This window comes from Roseomonas sp. CCTCC AB2023176, assembly GCF_042259275.1.
Lineage (GTDB): Bacteria > Pseudomonadota > Alphaproteobacteria > Acetobacterales > Acetobacteraceae > Roseomonas.
Genome location: NZ_CP170086.1, coordinates 159,717 through 176,978, shown reverse-complemented (window position 1 = coordinate 176,978; position 17,262 = coordinate 159,717). Strand labels below are relative to the sequence as shown.

14 protein-coding genes, 1 tRNA gene and 1 pseudogene are annotated in these 17,262 nt (G+C 73.2%); 10 read left to right on the top strand and 6 right to left on the bottom strand.

Going from position 1 to position 17,262, the window contains the following annotated elements; all coding sequences use genetic code 11:
* Window positions 1–118: 118 nt before the first annotated feature.
* Window positions 119–2,308: pseudogene (locus ACE7GA_RS00875) on the bottom strand (ATP-dependent RecD-like DNA helicase).
* Window positions 2,309–2,507: 199 nt separating this feature from the next.
* On the opposite strand from ACE7GA_RS00875, the gene ACE7GA_RS00870 reads away from it, so the two are divergent.
* A complete protein-coding gene (locus tag ACE7GA_RS00870; protein ID WP_376094309.1) occupies window positions 2,508–2,972 on the top strand; it encodes an NYN domain-containing protein in 465 nt (154 codons plus the stop codon).
* Between the two features lie 600 nt (window positions 2,973–3,572).
* Here ACE7GA_RS00870 and ACE7GA_RS00865 read toward each other — a convergent pair.
* Window positions 3,573–3,647 (bottom strand) — tRNA-Gly (locus tag ACE7GA_RS00865).
* Window positions 3,648–3,755: 108 nt separating this feature from the next.
* Between ACE7GA_RS00865 and ACE7GA_RS00860 the strand changes: the two genes are divergently transcribed.
* Both ACE7GA_RS00860 and ACE7GA_RS00855 read left to right on the top strand, forming a co-directional pair.
* Entirely contained in the window at window positions 3,756–4,259 is a 504-nt protein-coding gene (locus tag ACE7GA_RS00860; protein WP_376094306.1) for a prolyl-tRNA synthetase associated domain-containing protein, read from the top strand.
* Window positions 4,260–4,466: 207 nt separating this feature from the next.
* Entirely contained in the window at window positions 4,467–6,182 is a 1,716-nt protein-coding gene (locus ACE7GA_RS00855) for a GMC oxidoreductase (RefSeq protein ID WP_376094303.1), read from the top strand.
* A gap of 60 nt (window positions 6,183–6,242) precedes the next feature.
* Here the strand turns inward: ACE7GA_RS00855 and ACE7GA_RS00850 are convergent, their stop codons facing one another.
* Window positions 6,243–6,764: a hypothetical protein gene (locus ACE7GA_RS00850; RefSeq protein ID WP_376094300.1), complete on the bottom strand. Its 522-nt coding sequence runs from the start codon at window positions 6,762–6,764 to the stop codon at window positions 6,243–6,245.
* The gene (locus ACE7GA_RS00845) at window positions 6,761–7,150 is read right to left on the bottom strand and encodes an NAD-dependent epimerase/dehydratase family protein (RefSeq protein ID WP_376100552.1); all 390 of its coding nucleotides are present in this window, start codon (window positions 7,148–7,150) and stop codon (window positions 6,761–6,763) included. The genes ACE7GA_RS00850 and ACE7GA_RS00845 overlap by 4 nt, the downstream gene beginning before the upstream one ends.
* Before the next feature lie 537 nt (window positions 7,151–7,687).
* Between ACE7GA_RS00845 and ACE7GA_RS00840 the strand changes: the two genes are divergently transcribed.
* From ACE7GA_RS00840 to ACE7GA_RS00815, 6 genes are all read left to right on the top strand, one after another.
* Window positions 7,688–9,181: an exopolysaccharide biosynthesis polyprenyl glycosylphosphotransferase gene (locus ACE7GA_RS00840; protein ID WP_376094297.1), complete on the top strand. Its 1,494-nt coding sequence runs from the start codon at window positions 7,688–7,690 to the stop codon at window positions 9,179–9,181.
* 84 nt (window positions 9,182–9,265) lie between these two features.
* Entirely contained in the window at window positions 9,266–9,853 is a 588-nt protein-coding gene (locus ACE7GA_RS00835; protein ID WP_376094294.1) for a Wzz/FepE/Etk N-terminal domain-containing protein, read from the top strand.
* Entirely contained in the window at window positions 9,802–11,649 is a 1,848-nt protein-coding gene (locus tag ACE7GA_RS00830) for a hypothetical protein (RefSeq protein WP_376094291.1), read from the top strand. Before ACE7GA_RS00835 ends, ACE7GA_RS00830 begins: the two co-directional genes overlap by 52 nt.
* Entirely contained in the window at window positions 11,546–12,178 is a 633-nt protein-coding gene (locus ACE7GA_RS00825; RefSeq protein WP_376094288.1) for a polysaccharide biosynthesis/export family protein, read from the top strand. Before ACE7GA_RS00830 ends, ACE7GA_RS00825 begins: the two co-directional genes overlap by 104 nt.
* Before the next feature lie 2 nt (window positions 12,179–12,180).
* Window positions 12,181–12,996: a WecB/TagA/CpsF family glycosyltransferase gene (locus ACE7GA_RS00820; RefSeq protein ID WP_376094285.1), complete on the top strand. Its 816-nt coding sequence runs from the start codon at window positions 12,181–12,183 to the stop codon at window positions 12,994–12,996.
* Complete coding sequence (locus ACE7GA_RS00815; protein ID WP_376094282.1) at window positions 12,993–14,225, top strand: hypothetical protein; 1,233 nt, start codon at window positions 12,993–12,995, stop codon at window positions 14,223–14,225. Before ACE7GA_RS00820 ends, ACE7GA_RS00815 begins: the two co-directional genes overlap by 4 nt.
* 42 nt (window positions 14,226–14,267) lie before the next feature.
* Here the strand turns inward: ACE7GA_RS00815 and ACE7GA_RS00810 are convergent, their stop codons facing one another.
* Both ACE7GA_RS00810 and ACE7GA_RS00805 read right to left on the bottom strand, forming a co-directional pair.
* Window positions 14,268–14,627: a response regulator gene (locus tag ACE7GA_RS00810; protein WP_376094274.1), complete on the bottom strand. Its 360-nt coding sequence runs from the start codon at window positions 14,625–14,627 to the stop codon at window positions 14,268–14,270.
* Window positions 14,624–15,631: a histidine kinase dimerization/phosphoacceptor domain -containing protein gene (locus ACE7GA_RS00805; RefSeq protein WP_376094271.1), complete on the bottom strand. Its 1,008-nt coding sequence runs from the start codon at window positions 15,629–15,631 to the stop codon at window positions 14,624–14,626. The genes ACE7GA_RS00810 and ACE7GA_RS00805 overlap by 4 nt, the downstream gene beginning before the upstream one ends.
* Window positions 15,632–15,712: 81 nt before the next feature.
* Between ACE7GA_RS00805 and ACE7GA_RS00800 the strand changes: the two genes are divergently transcribed.
* The gene (locus tag ACE7GA_RS00800) at window positions 15,713–17,200 is read left to right on the top strand and encodes a CHASE3 domain-containing protein (protein WP_376094268.1); all 1,488 of its coding nucleotides are present in this window, start codon (window positions 15,713–15,715) and stop codon (window positions 17,198–17,200) included.
* The last annotated feature ends 62 nt before the right edge of the window (window positions 17,201–17,262 follow it).

Below are 17,262 nucleotides of genomic sequence, written 5' to 3'. Positions count from 1 at the left end.
GGGCCTCACCTGTGCGCGTCGCAGACGGCGAACGTCCGCTCTCGCACAGCCAGCTCGCGAAGTTTGCCCGGCCGCTCACAGCCAACTCCCGCCGTGCGACCTGGGCGCTGGTTGCACGTCAGGCTCGCCCAACGCCCTCGAGCCACTCGCGCAGCTTCGACCACCTGCGGCGTGCGTTCCTGTTGCGGACCGCGATGGCGAGCGCCCGTCGCTGTCCGACGAGCACGACGAGGCGCTTGGCCCGGGTGAGGCCGGTGTAGAGGAGGTTGCGCGCGAGCATGGCGTAGTGCCCCGTGACGAGCGGGATGACGACGGCCGGGTACTCCGACCCCTGTGCCTTGTGGATCGTGGTGGCGTAAGCGAGCACGAGTTCGTCCAGTTCGCCGAAGCCGTAGGCCACCTCCCGACTGTCGAAGCGGGCGGTGAGCTCGCCCTCCTCCTCATCCACTCGCACCACGACCCCGAGGTCGCCGTTGTAGACCTCGCGCTCGTGGTCGTTGGCGACCTGCATCACCTTGTCGCCCGGCCCGAAGGTCCAGCCGAAGCGCTCGACCTTCTGCTCGCCCGGCGGGTTCAGGGCGGACTGGAGGAGGGCGTTCAGCGCCCGTGCACCGGCCGCGCCCCGGTTCATGGGGCAGAGCACCTGGACGTCGCGGACCGGGTCGAGCCCGAAGCGGGCGGGGATGCGGTCGCGGATGACCGCGAGCACCTTCGCGGCGGCCTCCTCCGGCTCGGCGGCGTCGACGAAGTAGAAGTCCGAGCCCTCGCGCGGCGTGAGGTCGGGCAGCTGCCCCCCTTTGATCCGGTGGGCAGCCGTGATGATCCCGCTCTCGGCCGCCTGGCGGAACACCTCGGTCAGGCGCACGACGGAGAGTGCCCCGGAGGCGATGACGTCGGCGAGGACCTGCCCCGGCCCGACGGAGGGCAGCTAGTCGACGTCGCCCACCAGCAGGAGGGCAGCCCGGTCCGGCAGCGCCCGAAGGAGGGCGCGCATGAGAGGCACGTCCACCATGGAGGTCTCGTCGACGACGAGGAGGTCGGGGGCCAGCGGGTTTGCCTCGTCGCGCTTGAAGCCGCCCGTCTTCGGGTCGGTCTCGAGCAGACGGTGGATCGTCGTGGCCTCCAGCCCCGTGCTCTCGGACAGGCGCTTGGCCGCCCGGCCCGTGGGCGCGCAGAGTGCGACCGCGACGTCCTTGGCCCGCAGTACCCGCAGGACCGAGTTGACGAGGGTCGTCTTGCCGACGCCCGGGCCGCCGGTGACCACGAGCACCTTGGACCGCAGGGCGAGATAGAGGGCGTCACGCTGGCTCGGGGCGAGGGTCACGCCCGTCCTGCCCTCGACCCAGGGGATGGCCCGCTCGGCGTCGATCGCGGCCCAGGGGAGGGGACCCCTGGCGAGCGCGAGGAGCCGCCCCGCGATGTCCGCCTCCGCCCGGTGCAGGCCGACGAGGAAGATGCAGCGCTCGCCCTCGAGGGTGTCTGCCACCACCGCCCCGCCGGCGAGTTCCTCCTCCAGCGCCGTCTCGATCAGCGCCGGGGGCACCTCGATCAGCGCCGCCGTCTGCGAGGTTAGCTCCGCCACGGGCAGCCCGCAGTGGCCCTCGCCGATGGCCTCGGCGAGGGCGAAGGAGATGCCCGCCCGGACCCGGATCATCGCGGTGGGCTCAATGCCGAGCTTGCTCGCGACGAGGTCCGCCGTCCTGAAGCCGATGCCCCGGATGTCGCGGGCGAGCCGATAGGGGTTCTCCGTGATGAGCCGGACTGCGTCGGCGCCGTAGGTCTTGAAGATCCGCACGGCCCGGGAGGTGCCGACCCCGTGGGCGTGGAGAAACAGCATGATCTCGCGGATCACCTTCTGGTCCGCCCAGCCCGCGACGATCCGCGCGGCCCGCTTGGGCCCGATGCCCGCGACGTCCCTCAGCCGTCCCGGCTCGGCCTCGACGACGTCGAAGACGCGCTCGCCGAAGGCAACGACGAGCTTTTTCGCGTAGACCGGCCCGATGCCGCGGATCATCCCTGAGCCGAGGTAGCGCTCGATGCCCTCGAGCGTGGTCGGCGGGCTCGCCTTGAGGAACGAGGCCCGGAACTGCGGCCCGTGTACCCGGTCCTGCGTCCAGGTGCCGGCGAGCTGGACCCACTCGCCGGCCGTGATCGCGGCAGCGTGGCCTACGACCGTCACGAGGTCGCGGTGCCCGCGCGCCTTCACGCGGAGCACGCAGAAGCCGTTCTCGGCGTTGTGGAAGGTGACCCGCTCGACGAGGCCGGCCAGCGCCTCCGTCGGGGTGGACGGTGCTGCCACTTGGCGCAACGCTTATCCGGCTCGCGCCATATGGCCCAGGACGTGGCGTCGGGTCATGCGTCAATCTAGTTGCATGCTCGAGCGGCGGCCACAGCAGGCCGGCTTAGAAACAGGCGTGCCCTGGAGACTTCCTCTGACCCACCTCGCCTACATCCACAGTAGCAATCTGTTCATTGAGGGACAGAGGGTTAGCGCCGTCGCGAGGGGCATGGCTCACGACCTGTTCGACGCCCAGCAGCGACGACTGATCGACTTCGACTACCGACTCGATCTCTACCGCTTGATGAACCTGCTCCAGCAGGTCCCGGGCCCGATCAGGGCAGTGATGTTCGGCAGCACCAAAGACGGGAGTGACGGGCCGTGGCGACATGCCACGGCCGCAACCTTCGAGGTCGTCACGGTCGAACGGGGCTTCTCAGGCAAGGAGAAGCGCGTCGACACAAGCGTCGTGACCCGGATGTGCCGGGACGCCTACCGGTATGCTGCTCCGGCGCGGGATCGGATCACCCTCGTGGCCGGGGACAGCGATTACGAGCCGGTCGTGAGCCAACCCGTGTCGGACGGCTTCTCGGTCACGGTGCTGTACTGGTCCCATGTCGGCCGGGAACTGCGTGAGGCTGCGACCGAGTTCCACAGCCTGGACGGCTACATCGCCGACCTCGCGCTGCGCTGATCCCCCTGCGGCACCGGCGGTCGCGCTTAGGCCGCAGGCTTGGGCCGAGCTCCGGGAGTTCTAGCGGTCGCCCCCACTACGCCCGCTCTGGGTAGACTTGCTGACGCCGCCAGACTTCCCGGTGGTGCCGCGGCCGGCCTCGGCACGCGCGTCCTTCGGGTTTGGCTTACCGCCAGTGGCCTTCTTGCCTCCCTGGGGAGCGCGGCCAGCGGGAGGAAGGGGCGGAAGGTTTGCCATGGGGCTGCCTCGTAATCGGGTGGGTGAAGGGCCAAGCCGGCGCAGGAGCGAGCGAAGGCCACTTGGCGGTAGCCAGAGCTTGGGGGTCGGAGCGTCGGTTGGGTTTGAAAACCGCAATCGCCCGAGCGTCGCGATTACGAACTTTCGACCGGCCTGCAGGCAAAGAGCGTCGTGATTACAATACGCTAAACCTTGAGGGGAACATGGCCCAATCCTCAAGGTCCGGAGACGGGAGAGGCATGGGAGAGAGAAATGGCGCCGCGTACGGCGATCGCGCCATCAAGGTCCGCAGAAAAACGTCGCGAAAACATGGGCCTTTGCAGGCCCGCAACCGAGGCGGAGAACGTTCGGCTTGTCGGCGGTTGGAGCGGGCGAAGGGATTCGAACCCTCGACCCCGACCTTGGCAAGGTCGTGCTCTACCCCTGAGCTACGCCCGCGCTCCCTGCGGGCGGCGCATATCGCACGACGCTCCGACCCTGGCAACCCACCCGAACCGCCGGAAGCACGCCGTTGCCACCCGCCCGCGCCGCCCGCACACCGCCCCCATGCCCGAGACCCCCGAATCCCTCCTCGCCCGCCTCGAATCCCTCGGCATCCCCCACGTCACCCACCGCCACCCGCCGCTGCATACCGTCGCGGAAAGCCAGGCTTTGCGCGGCACGCTCCCCGGCTGGCACGTCCGCAACCTCTTCCTCCGCCCGAAGAACCCGGGCCCCTTCCTGCTGGTCACGGTCGAGGAGGAAACGCCCCTCTCCATCAACGCGCTCGCGCGTCAACTTGGCATGGGACGCGTCTCCATGGCCTCGGCCGAGGACCTCCAGCGCGTCCTCGCGGTCGCCCCGGGCTCCGTCACCCCGCTCGCCCTCGTCAACGCGAACCCGGGGGAGGTGAGGGCGGTGATGGACCGCCGCCTCATGTCCGGCGACGCCCCGGTGAACGTCCACCCCCTCACCAATACCGCGACGACGGCCCTCGCCCCCGCCGACCTGCTCCGGATCCTCGCGCTGGCCGGCCACGCGCCGGAACCGCTCGACCTGCCGCTGCCCTGACCGCGATCGCGGGCGCCCTCGCCGGCAGGGCAGGGGCCTCCCGAACCCTCGCGCCGCATCCCCCGGCACGCCTCGCCACGGGCCGGCGGCCGGCCCGGCCAGGGTCACAGGGCCGTCGCCCCCTCTCCCCGGCGCGCGGCGGCGACGCTGCCAAGCTCTTGCCGGCCCCCTTGCGCGCCGCCGCATCACCGCGCCTTCCTCCCGCCCATGATCACTGACGCGTCAACACTCGAGCACGAGTCCCGCCTGGACGCCGACCTCTGCATCGTCGGCGCCGGCGCCGCGGGCATCGCGATCGCCCTGCAGTTCCTCTACTCCCCCTTGCGCGTCCTCGTCCTTGAATCCGGCCGCGCCCGCCCCGACGCCGTGACCCAATCCCTCTACGCCGGCACCGTCGCCGACGCCGCGCTGCATCCGCCGACCGATACCTACCGCGTCCGCCGCTTCGGCGGCTCGACGACGCTCTGGGGCGGCCGCTGCATCCCGCTGGACCCGATCGACTTCGCCCGCCGCGACTGGATCGCCGGCTCCGGCTGGCCCATCGCCCCGGACGACATCGCCCCGTACTACCCCGCCGCGAACGCCATCTGCGAGGCCGGCGCCTTCGACTACGACGCGCGCAGCGCCGTCCCCGGCGGCATGCGCCCGCTCGTCGCCGGCTTCGCCCCGCCCCACTTCGACGCGGACGGCATCGAGCGCTTCTCCCTCCCCACGAACTTCGCGGCACGCTACGCCCACCGCCTGGCGCGCAGCGAATCCGTCCGCGTCCTCCTCGGCGCCAACGTCACGGACATCGTCACCGACGCGGGCGGCAGCACCGTCGAATCCCTCACCCTCCGCACCCTCGACACGCGCCGCCTCACCGTCGCGGCGACGCGCGTCGTCCTCGCCCTCGGCGGCCTCGAGACCCCGCGCCTCCTGCTGGCGTCACGCAGCGTCCACGCGAACGGCATCGGGAACGCCCGCGACCTCGTGGGACGCCACTACATGGCGCACGTCGCCGGCACCTCCGGCCGCCTGCGCCTCGCCGTCCCTCGCGGCTTCGTCACCAACGGCTACGAGGTCGCGGAGGACGGCACTTACCTCCGCCGTCGCCTCCGCCTCACCGACGCCGCGCAGGAACGGCACGGCACGGGCAACGCCGTCCTCCGCCTGCACTTCCCGCACATCCCCGACCCCTCGCACGGCAGCGGCGTCCTGTCGGGCCTCTACTTCGCTCGCTTCCTTCTGCCCTACGAGTACAGGAAGCGCCTCGCGACCCGCGGCGGCGGCCTGCGCCATCACCTCGCGCACCTCGCGAACGTGGCGCGCGACCCGTTCTCCGCCGTCGCCTTCGCCGCGAACATGCTGCTCAAGCGCAAACTGGCGGCCCGCAAGTTCCCCTCGGTGATCGTCCGCCCGCCCGGCAACGTCTTCTCGCTCGACTACCACGGGGAGCAGGAGCCCAACCCCGCCAGCCGCATCACCCTCGGCCGCGACCGCGACGCGCTCGGCCTGCCGCGCCTGCACGTGGACTGGCGCCACACGGACACCGACCTGCGCACCGCGACGACGACCTTCCGCCTCCTCGCCGAGGACATCGCCACCTGGGGCCGCGGCCACCTGGACTGGACCCCGGAGCAGGTCGCGCACGACGTCCTCCGCGAGGGGGCCTATGGCGGCCACCACCTCGGCACAGCCCGCATGGCGCACTCCCCGCGCACGGGCGTCGTAGACCCGGACCTGAAGGTGCACGGCCTGAACAACCTCTGGATCGCCGGCGGCGCCGTCTTCCCCACCTCCGGCCAGGCGAACCCCACGCTCACCATCGTCGCGCTGTCCCTGCGGCTCGCCGACCACCTCAGGCGCGACGCCGGAACCGCGCCTCCCAACGTCGCTTCGGGCGCCTCGGGGGAAGCCGCCGGCGCATCACGCGGCGCCTGACCGCGCCGCGGAGGCGCGCAACGGGCGACGAGGCCCGGCCGGCATCGCGGGCCCGCTGGCTCACCCCGCCCGCAGGAACCACCCTGCCGCCTCCCGAAGCGCCTCCGCCGGCGGCGTCCGAGCGAACCCCAGCCCCGCATCGGCCCGCCGGTGGTCCAGCACGATCTCCTGCGCGAACAGGCGCAGCAGGGAAGGGGGCACCGCATCCGGCGTCCGCACCCCCGCCTTCCGCCCGAGGAACTCCCCCACCTTCAGCGGGTAGGCCGCCAGACCCTCCGCCCGCACCCGCCACCCCGGCAGGCGGCGCACCGGGGTCGCCCCGATCGCGATGGCCAGGTCCCGGAAATACGCGTTCCACGTCCCCGGCTCCGGGTCCGAGACGTTGAACACCCCGCCCCGAGCGCCCTCCGCCCGCAACGCCGCGACCACTGCCGCCGCCAGGTCCGGCGCGTAGGTCAGATTGCACGCCCCGTCCCCCGAAGCCCCCAGATCCCCCAGCCGCCCCGCCCGCAGCAGGCGCGCCGTCCGCGCCGTCCAGCCCTCCGACCCCGGCCCGTGCACGCAGCCCGGCCGCAGGATCACCGCGTCCCCCCCCGCCCGACATGCGCCAGCACCGCGCGGTCGGAGGCCGCCTTGCTCTCCCCGTAATCCCCCTCCGGCGCCAACGGCGCGTCCTCCGCCACCACGCCCGTCGCCGGCCCGTAAACGGCCATGGACGACAGGTGCACCACCCGCCGCGGCGCCGCCGCCGCCAGCACGGCCTCGGTCGCCCGCGCCATCGTCGCGGGGTCGCCCGCCACCGCGTTCACCACGGCCCCGACCCCCTCCAGCGCCGCGCGCAGCGACCCCGCATCGGTCGCGTCCACGACCCGCGCCGCCACCTCCGCCGGACCGCTCCCCGCGCGCCGCACCCCGGCCAGCGCCTCGATCCCCGCGCGCTGCAGCGCCGCGACGACGTGCCTCCCGATGAAGCCCCCGCCCCGAGAACGAGCACAACACCCGACATCCGTCGCATCCCCCCTGTCCCATGCCTCGCGACGTCACGGACGCGTCATGGACCGCGCCGCCGTATCCTTTATGATGCCGCTCTTCCGTAACGAAGGGGTCAGGGTCTTGGTGGGGTCCACCGCGAGCCGAGGCACGGGCGCGGCCGCGAGGGCGCTGCTGCGCCCGGCCTTCCTCCGCCCGTCACCCGCCCCCGGCGACTGCGCCAAGGACACTCCCCGGCGCCGCGACCGCCGAGGTCAGGTCGCGCCCGATACCCGCGCCCGCCGTCCACCGACCGTCTCGCCACGACGCCCGGCTCCCGCCGCGACGCTGTCCTCGCGGTCGGTGCCGCCTGATCCACCCATGGCGCCGCCTCACCCTGCGCGACGTCTATCGCCGTCTTCGACAGGACTCACCTTCCCGAACCGTGCCGCGGACGTAACTCTTCCGCCTAGGAAACCCTTTCGGCTTGGAAATCGACTTAAATTCGGTTACTTTGTCGAAGGATTTGGACGGAGATGTCCCGAGCCATGGATGGTGGACAGGCGGTGAACCTCGTCGCGCCCCCGCTGACGACGCGTCCGGCCCGCCCGGGCGTCGGCCTCTTGCGCTGGCACTCCGGCCTCCTGGATGTCGTCGTCCAGATCGGCGACGGCCTGCTCTGCGCACTTGCCCTCCTCGTTGTCCAGGCACTCTTTCCCTTCGACCGCCTCCTTCCGCGCGACGGCGCCCTCGTCGCCGCGACACTCGTCCTTCCCCTGGCCTGGGTCTTCGCGCTCCGCACCGCCGGCGCATACCGCCTGCTCCGCTACCGGCGCCTCGCCCTCGCCGCGCGGGACGCCGTGACCGCCCTTGCGCTCCTCGGCGGCGCCCTGCTCCTCGCCGTGGAACTTCTCGACGGTGCGGGCTGGGCGGAGCGCGGCCCGATCCTCGGCTGGGCCGCCCTGCTCCTCGCCGCAACCCTCGCCGCCCGCGCCGTCCTCCGCGTGGCGGTCGAGCGCGGCCTCACCACCGGCACCCTCCGCCGCCAGGTCGCCATCATCGGCGCCACCGACATCGCGGAGAGCGTGGTCGAGACCCTCACCCGCGACGACGAACCCAACCCCGTCAACATCATCGGCGTCTTCGACGACCGCCGCGGCACCCGCGTCGCGCCGAATGTCCTGGGCCACGCCCTCATCGGCTCCGTCGCCGACCTCTGCGAGGCCGCGCGCCACGAACGCGTCGACCTCATCGTCATCTGCCTGCCCTGGTCCCGCGCGATGCAGATCTTCGCGACGATGCAGGAGGTGCAGTGGATCGCGGCCGACATCATGGTCCCGCTCGACCCCGACACGTTCAACCTCCGCGCCGCCCGCGTCCGTCCCATGGCGGGCCAGCAGGCGCTGGAGGTCATGCGCCAGCCACTCCAGGACGGCGCCGTCCTCGTGAAGATGGCGGAGGACTACGTCCTCGCCACCCTTCTCCTCATCGCCGCCGCGCCGGTCATGCTGCTCTGCGCCCTCGCGATCCGGCTCGACAGCCCGGGCCCGGTCCTCTTCCGGCAGCGGCGGGAAGGCTTCAACGGCCAGGATTTCACCATCTTCAAGTTCCGCACGATGACCGCCGTCCAGCACGACCCGACGATCGGCGTCGTCCGCCGGGACCCCCGCGTCACCCGCATCGGCCGCATCCTGCGCCGCTTCCACCTCGACGAGCTGCCGCAGCTCCTCAACGTCCTGCGCGGCGACATGTCCCTCGTCGGCCCGCGCCCCTACGTCCAGGGCATGCAGGTCGGCGCCGACGACTTCAAGCGCGCCGTCCGCGACTACGCGATCCGCTATCGCGTGAAGCCCGGCCTCACCGGCCTCGCCCAGGTCAACGGCATCCGCGGCCGCATCGACACGGTCGAGGCAGCGCGGCGCGGCATCGAGCTCGACATCCGCTACGTCCAGGAATGGACGCTGCTGCTCGACCTGAAAATCCTCTTCCGCACAGTTCTCGTCTGCCTCGGCGGTCGCAACGCGCATTGATCGGCGCGACGGCGCGATGGACAGCGCGCCGGCCCCTCACCTACACAGGGTAGCGATGCCTCCCAACCCCCGACGCGACCGGCCGTGAGCGAAGCCCGTCCCGCCGAGGACCGTGGCCGGGGAGGGGCCCTCGCCATCGCCTCGGCGCGCCCGCCCGTGCCGCGTCCGCCCGTCGCCGATCCCGCCCCGGGAATCGCGCTCCGCGACGTCCTCACCACGGTGTTCCTGCGCCGCTGGCTCGTCCTCGCGGCCTTCCTCGCCCCGATCGCCCTCTCCGTCGCCGCCGCGCTCGTCCTCTCGCCGCGCTGGCCCGCCGAGGGCCTCCTCCTCGTCCAGGTCAGCCGCGAGGCCACCGGCGCCTCCGACCTCACGGGCACCGGCCCAACGGTCGTCTCGGTGGAAATGCCGAAGGTCGTGCAGTCCGAATACGAACTCATGATGTCCGACGCCGTGCTGCGACGCGCCCTCGCCGCCGCCGGACCCGGTCGCATCTTCCCTGGCCTCGGCGAACCCCGCCTCTTCGGCCTGCTCCCCCGGCGCCGCCGGAGGAATGGCTGCCGCTCGGCGCCCAGCGCCTCCGCCGCGCCCTCACCGGCACCATCTCCGCCACGTCCAACATCGTGCGCGTCAGCGCGGCGCTGCCCGACGCCGAACGGTCGCTGGCCGCGCTGAATGCCGTCTTCGCCGCCTATATGGCTCATCGCGCCGAGGTCTTCGCCCCCGGCGACGCCCGCGTCCTCTCCGTCGAAACCGACCGCATGGCGACCGACCTCCGCGCGCTGGACGAGGAGATCGCGGCCATCCGCTCCGCCAACCGCATCCTCGACCTGCCGCAGGACATCTCCATCGCCAACGCCCGCCGCGACAGCGTGACGACGCGCATCGATGGCCTGCGCGAGCGCAAGGCCTCCACCGACGCGCAGCTCTCCGCCGCGCGCAACCGCCTCGCCGCCTATCCGCCGCGCGTCGTCGCGGCCTCCGAGACGACGAACCTTTCCCCCAACGATGACGCGCGGAACGAACTCACGCGCCTCACCCTCGAACGTCAGCGCGTCTCCCAGCAATACTCCGCGGACTGGCCGCCGCTGCGCGAACTCGACACCCGCATCGCGACACTCCGCCAGAGCATCGCCGTCAACGCCCGCACGCGCTTCGAGACGGTGCGCGAGGTCCGCAACCCTGCCGTCGAGCAGCTGACCCTCCGCATCGCGACGCTCGAAGTCGAAGCCGACGCGATGGGCCGCCAGATGGCCGAGCTCGAGGAGCAGCGCGCCGAGGCCGCCACCCGCGCCGAATCCCTCCTCCGCGCCGAGACGGTGCTCCGTGACCTCGGCCGTCGCCGCGACGCGATGGAAACCTCCTTCCGCAGCATCGCGGGCCGCGAGACCGGCGCCCGCATCTCGGAGGACGCGCGCCGCAGCCGCTCCCCCACCGTCGCCGTCGCCCAAGCCCCCGTCGCCGCGGCCGAACCCCGCGACCTCCGCCCCTCCATCGTCGCCGCCGGCGTGGTCGGCGGGCTCATCGCGGCTACCTCCGCCGCGATCCTGCTGACCCTCTTCCGCCGCTCCCTCGCCACCACCGACGAAGCCTCCCGCGGCCTCGGCCTCCCCGGCCTCGCCTCCATCGCGCCGGGTGCCATGCCCGAAGCCGGCCGCCGCCACCCGCAGCTCACCGACCTCGCCGCCCTCATCCTCGATGCCCGCTCCTCCGGCGAACGGCTCTCCCTCGTCCAGTTCGTCGCGACCGCGGAGAATGACGGCCGCTCCGCCATCGCCCTTGCCGTCGCCGCGGAGATCGCGCGCGAACGCAACCTCCGGACGCTGCTGGTGGACCTCGAGACCGACGGCCGCGCCCACCTCGCCGCCATGGGTTCCCACCCGGTCCACGACGGCGCGGACCCCGACAACATCCTCGCCTTCAACACGGTGCTCCCGACGCTCTGGATCGCCTTCGCCGCCCGCAAGAGCCTCCTCGGCAACCCGCATACGGGCATCGAGCGGACGATCGCCCTCCTCGACCGCCTCCGCCGCGAGCTCGACGTCGTCGTCCTCGTCGCGCCCACCGACGGCGCGGCGGACTACGCCATGCGCCGCCTGACCGCGCTGATGGACGCCAACGTCCTCGTCCTCCGCGCCGAGAAGACCGACGTCTCCGTCGCCCGCCGCGCCCGCGACGCCGTCCTGTCCGCCGGCGGTCGCCTCGTCGGCTTCGTGATGAACGGGGAGCGCCGGATCGTCCCCCCGCGCTCGCCCGCCTCGTCGCCTGATGCGCCGGCGCGCGCTCCTCGCGGCGCTCACGCTGGGCGCCTGCGCCTCCGGCACCGACAATTTCGGCACGACGCAGTCCATCCGCGTCGAGGAGCGCATGCCCGAGGGCTTCGCCACCTGGACCGACACCCCCGCCCCCTACCGCCTCGGCCCCGGCGACCGCGTCCGCGTCCAGTTCCTCCTCACGCCCGAGGTCAGTGAGACGAGCCTCATCGCCCCCGACGGCACCATCGCCCTCCGGGTGGCCGGCAACGTGGACATCGCGGGCCGCCGTACGGAAGAAGCCGCCCGCATCGTCGAGCGGGCGGCGCGACGCACCCTGACGAACCCCATCGTCACCGTGGGGCTTGAGGAAGTCGGCTCCGCCGTCGCCTTCGTCGGCGGCCAAGTCCGCCGGGCCGGCGCCTATCCGCTCGCGGGACGTCGCGGCATCGCCGAGGTCGTGGCGCTCGCCGGCGGTCTCGAGGACGGCGCCCGCATGGACCAGATCGTCCTGATCCGCCGCTCCCCCGACGATCGCCCGATGCTCCGCACCGTGAACCTGCAGGCCTTCCTCTCCGGCCGCTCCCTCGGTGCCGACGTCCCGCTCACCGCCGGCGACATCGTCTTCGTCCCGCGCACCCGCATCGCCGAGGTCGGCCTCTTCGTCGAGCAGTTGACGCGCATCATCCCGTTCAACCGCTCCTTCTCCTACGCCATCAACCAGAACACGCCGGGCGGCCTGCTCTAGCCGTGCCCGCCGTCGCCGTGCCCGCCCTCGCCGTGGAGGAGGTCGCGCTGCTCGGCCGCACCCCGGTCGCCCCGGTGGATGCGGCGAAGGCCGCGGCACTCATCGCCGCACGCGACCCGGCGGCACCTTTCGCCACCGTCGTCACGATCAACGCACAGATCCTCCTCCTTGCGGAAGACCCGTCCACCGGCCTCCGCGCCGCCCAGGATGCGGCCTGGCTCCGCCTGAACGACAGCCGGATCCTTGCCCGCCTGCACCGCTGGGCGGTCGGCGGTGACATCCCCGTCGCCGCCGGCAGCGACGTCACCCTCCGTCTCCTCCGCGACCACCTCCGCCCCGACGACGCCGTCACGGTCGTCGGCGGCGGCGAAGGCCTCGGCGAACGCCTGCGCGAACGCTTCGGCCTCTCCCGCGTCGCCATCCACGACCCGCCCATGGGCTACGCGAACGACCCGCAGGCCTGGGACGCTGCCATCCGCTTCGTCCTCGACCACCCCGCGCGCCTCACCTTCGTCGCGACCGGCGCCCCGCGCTCCGAACGCCTCCTCGCCGCCATCGCGCGGCGCGGCGGCGCGACCGGCACCGGCCTCGCCGTCGGCTCCTCCCTCCTCTTCGCCACCGGCCTCACGCAGCGCGCCCCGGAGGCCATGCAGCGCGCCGGCCTCGAATGGCTCCACCGCGCCTGGACCGAGCCCGGCCGCCTCGGCCGTCGCTACGCCGGCGACTTCCTGCCACTCCTCCGCCTCGCCTGGCGTGCGCGCCGCGAGGCCCATCCTTCGGCACCTCGCGGGCCCCATGGCGGGACCGGGGGTCCGTGATCACGACCGTCGGGCGCTACGCCCTGGCCTTCGCCGACCAGGGCCTCACCGCCCTCCTCTCCCTCGTCGTCGCCCTCTCCCTCATCCGCCTCGGCACAGAGGAAGCCTTCGGGGCCTGGGTCTTCTGGTCCAACGCCGTCCTCGTCCTCGGCACCGCCGCCGCCGCGCTGACGACGGTCCATCTGCATCGCCTCCCCGCCGGACCCGCCGGCCGCGGCGGGACGGAGCGCGCCATCCTCTCCGCCGGCTCGGCCCTCGTCGTTCTCGCCGCCATCCTGACCGCGGTCGCCGTCCTGTCGCTGCGGCCGCCCCTCTCCATCCCCGAGGCGATCGTCTTCGTCCCCGGCACCCTCCTCGGCCTTCAGGCCCGCGTCCTCGCGGCCTCCCGCGGCCGCCTCGGCTGGGCCGCCGTCGTCTCGACCGTCGTCTTCGCCGCCACCGTCATCGGCCTCGCCGTCGGCTACGCCGCCGGCGTCGGCGTCACGGCGGGGGAGGTCATGCTGTTCCAGGGCATCGCGCAGGGCCTGGCCGGCGCCTGGACGCAACACCGGCTCGCGCGCGGAAGCTGGGCCCGCGCCGACCGCTCCACCCGGCGCCGGTGGCGCGTCCTGCTGCGGCGCTCGCCCTGGCCCCTCATCGGCGGCATGGCCGGCGAGGTCTCGACCCGCCTGCACATCTTCCTCGTCCCCGCCATGGCGGGGACCTCGGCGCTGGCCGCCGTCGCGGCCGCCCAGACGCTGCTGCGGCCCGCCACGCTCCTCGCGGGCTCCTGGGCGGCGGCGGCCCGCGTGACACTGGCATCGGCGCGGGGCAGGGGGGACGGGCGCGCCTTCCTGCGGATCGTGGCAATCGGCGCCCTCGCCCCGGCGGCGGCGACCTTCGCCCTGGGCTGCCTCGTTGCCGCGGCCTGGCCTTTCGTCTCCCGCCACGTCTACGGCGGCCGCTTCCCGGGCCTGGAATGGACCGTCCTCCTCTGGACGGCGAACATGGCGGTCTCCTGCCTCGTCCTCGCGGGCGGCGTGACGGCGCAGGCGCTGGGGCGGCTGCGGGCGTCGGCCTGGGCCGACATCGCCGCGGCCGCCGTCTGCGCCATCGCCATGCCCGCGCTGCTCCTCACCCTCCCGCCGGGCTCAGCGCCCGGCGCCATGCTCCTCGGCGGGCTCGTCCAAGTCGCCGTCCAGTGGCGCGTCCTGCGCCCGGCGCTGCCGGGGCCGTCGCGGCGGCGGTAGGCCGGGACGGCCACGCCCCGCCGGGCCCGCCGCGGCGCGCCCTCAGCCTCCTGCCCGCCCCAGCGCCTCGATCAGCGCCGGCGGGTTCACCGGCTTCTGCAGGATCGCCAGCGGCGCCAGTGCCTCGCAGCGCCGCCGCGTCGCCGGCTCCCCCGACCCCGTCACGAACAGGAAGGGCGGCCCGCCCCGCGCCCGCAGCGCCTCGCCCAACTCGATCCCGTCCATCCCCCCGGGGATCCGCACGTCGAGCGACGCGACATCCACCCGCACCCCGGAATCCAGGATGGCCAACGCCTCCCGCGCCGTCGCCGCGATCCCCGCCACCTCGTGCCCCGCCTCCTCGACGAGCATCGCGAGGTAGTCGGCGATGAGGAACTCGTCCTCCACGACCAGAACCCTCACGACGGCGCCTCACGCGGCACGGTCACCAGGCACCGCGTCCCGCCCTCCACCCCAAGCGAAACGTCCAGCCGCCCGCGCATCTGCGCGACCAGGCGCTCGACGATGCCGCTGCCCGAGCCCGTGCCCAAAGGCGCCCCCGAAGCCGCCCCCGTCGCGATCCCGACGCCGTCGTCGCGCACCTCCAACTCCAACTCCCCACTTGCGATCCGCAGCCCGACGGTAACGCGCCCGCCCCGGCCCTCCGGGAAGGCATGCTTCAGGGCGTTCGTCATCAGCTCGTTCGCCACCAGCCCCAGCGGCACGGCGACGTCCACCGGCAGCACACCATCCCCCGTCCGTATCTCCACCGCCACCCGGCCGTCGCCGAGGGTCGCGAGGTCATCGGCCAGTTCCCGGAGATAGGCCGCGAAGTCGATCTCCCGCAGGTTGCCGCCCCGGTACAGCCGCTCCTGCAGCCGCGACAGCGACCCGACCCGCAGCGCCAGGTCCCCCAGCCGCGCCCGTGCCTCCGGATCCGACAGCGACCGCGCGGTGAAGGAAATGAGCCCGATCACCAGCTGCAGGTTGTTGTGCAGCCGGTGGTACAACTCGTGCGTCAGCAGTTCTCCGTGCCGCCGCAGCCGCTCCCGCGTCTCCGTCCGCTCCACCGCGGCACGGCACGCCGCAGCCAGCCGTCGCAGCTGCTTCGGGGACTTCACGACGTAGTCGTCGAACCCCGCCTTGATGGCGCGCACGGCCAACTCCTCGTCCCCCGTGCCCGTGAACATCACCGCGGGACAGTCCGGCGCGCGCGCCCGCACCGCCGCCAGCACGTCGAACCCGTCCCCCCATTTCAGGCTGTAGTCCGAGACGAGCAACCCCGGCGCCGGCTCGGCCGACAGCGCGTCCGCGAGCCCTGCCGGATCGCCGACCTCTACCACCTCGTCCTCCAGGAACTCCCGCCGGACCTGCCGGTGCGCCAGCGTGCGGAAGTCCGGATCATCGTCGCAAATCAGGATGCGCATCGCCGCAAAACTTGCCTCGCCGTCTTGGGTTACGTGCCGGGGCTACGAGGCGGAGGCCGTGGCCCGAAGGAACCCCGGACGGTGACCCTGACCCCGACCCCAACCCTTCCCCTGACCGCAACCCGCCGACCCGACTGGAAGCGCTGGAGCCAGGACCTCTCCACCCTGTCCGGCCTGGCCGCGCTCGCCACCCTCCTTCTCCTGATCGCCGGCGGCGTCCTCCTCGTCCACAACCTCGACCGCCTCGCCGAGACACGCCGCCTTGTCAGCGTGACCGCGGCCGTCCTCGACCAGTCCCGCGCCGTCGTCGGCGACGTCATCGACGCGGAGACAGGCCAGCGCGGCTACCTCCTGACCGGGGAGGAGCGCTACCTCCGCCCCTATCGCGAGGCCACGGCGCGCCTCGGGACCGACCTCTCCGACCTGGAGAACAGGGTCATGCTTCCCGCGCAGGCCGAGCGCCTTCGCGCCCTGCGCCCGCTGATCGAGGCCAAGCTCGCCGAGCTGGCCCACACTGTCAGGCTGCGCGAATCCTCCCCCGAAGACGCGCTCGCCGTCGTCCGTACCGACGAGGGCCAGCGCCTCAGCGAGGAAATCCGCCGCGGCTTCGCCGAGTTCGATCGCGCCGCCCGCGCCATCCTCGCCGACCGGAACCGCGCGCAGGAGACCGCGGCGCGCCAGGCCACGGCGATCGCCATGGGCTGCGGCCTGCTCTCCCTCATCACCGCGGGCCTCAGCGTCGTGACGGTCCTCCGCCGCCGCGACGTCCGCCACCTCACCGAGCAGAACGAGCGGTTGGAACGCGAGGTGGCCCACCGCACCGCCGACCTCGAGGAGGCGAACGAGGAACTGGAGGCCTTCGCCGCCACCATCTCCCACGACCTCCGCACCCCGATCCGCGCGATCGGCGGCCTCGTCGGCGCCGTGCGGGAGGACGCCGCCGACCGCCTCGACCCCGAGGACCGCGACTACCTCGCCCGCGCCGAGGCCGCGGCGGAACGCATGGACGCCCTTATCGAAGACATCCTCGGCTACTCCCGCCTCGCCCGGCAGGACCTGCACCCCGAACCCGTTCCCCTGGCCGACGCGGTGGACGCCGCCCTCCTCTCCCAGGACGCGGCCATCCGGGCCGCCCAAGCCCGCGTGGAGGTCGCGCGCCCCCTGCCGACCGTCAGGGCCCATGCCGGCGCGCTGGAGATCGCGATCGGCAACCTCCTCTCCAACGCGCTGAAGTTCACCCACGATGGCGAGCCGCCGGCGATCCGCATCGCCGCGGAGCCCCGCCCCGGTGCCCGCATCCGCCTCTGGGTCGAGGACCGCGGCATCGGCATCCCGCCGGAGCACCGCGCCCGCATCTTCCGCCCCTTCGAGCGCCTGCACGGCCGCGAGGCCTACCCCGGCACCGGTGTCGGCCTGGCGGTTGTGCGCCGCATCGCGGAACGCCTCGACGGCGCCTGCGGGGTGGAGGCGGAGGCGGAGGGGAGCCGGTTCTGGCTCGACCTGCCTGTGGTGGAGGCGGCAGCACCCGGTGGGGCCTCGCCATCTTGGACCCACCCACGGGCGGGGTAGTCCGGGTACGCGGCGCCCCGCGGGGGCCACCCGCGCCCGACCGCGCAAGAAAAAGGGCCGGC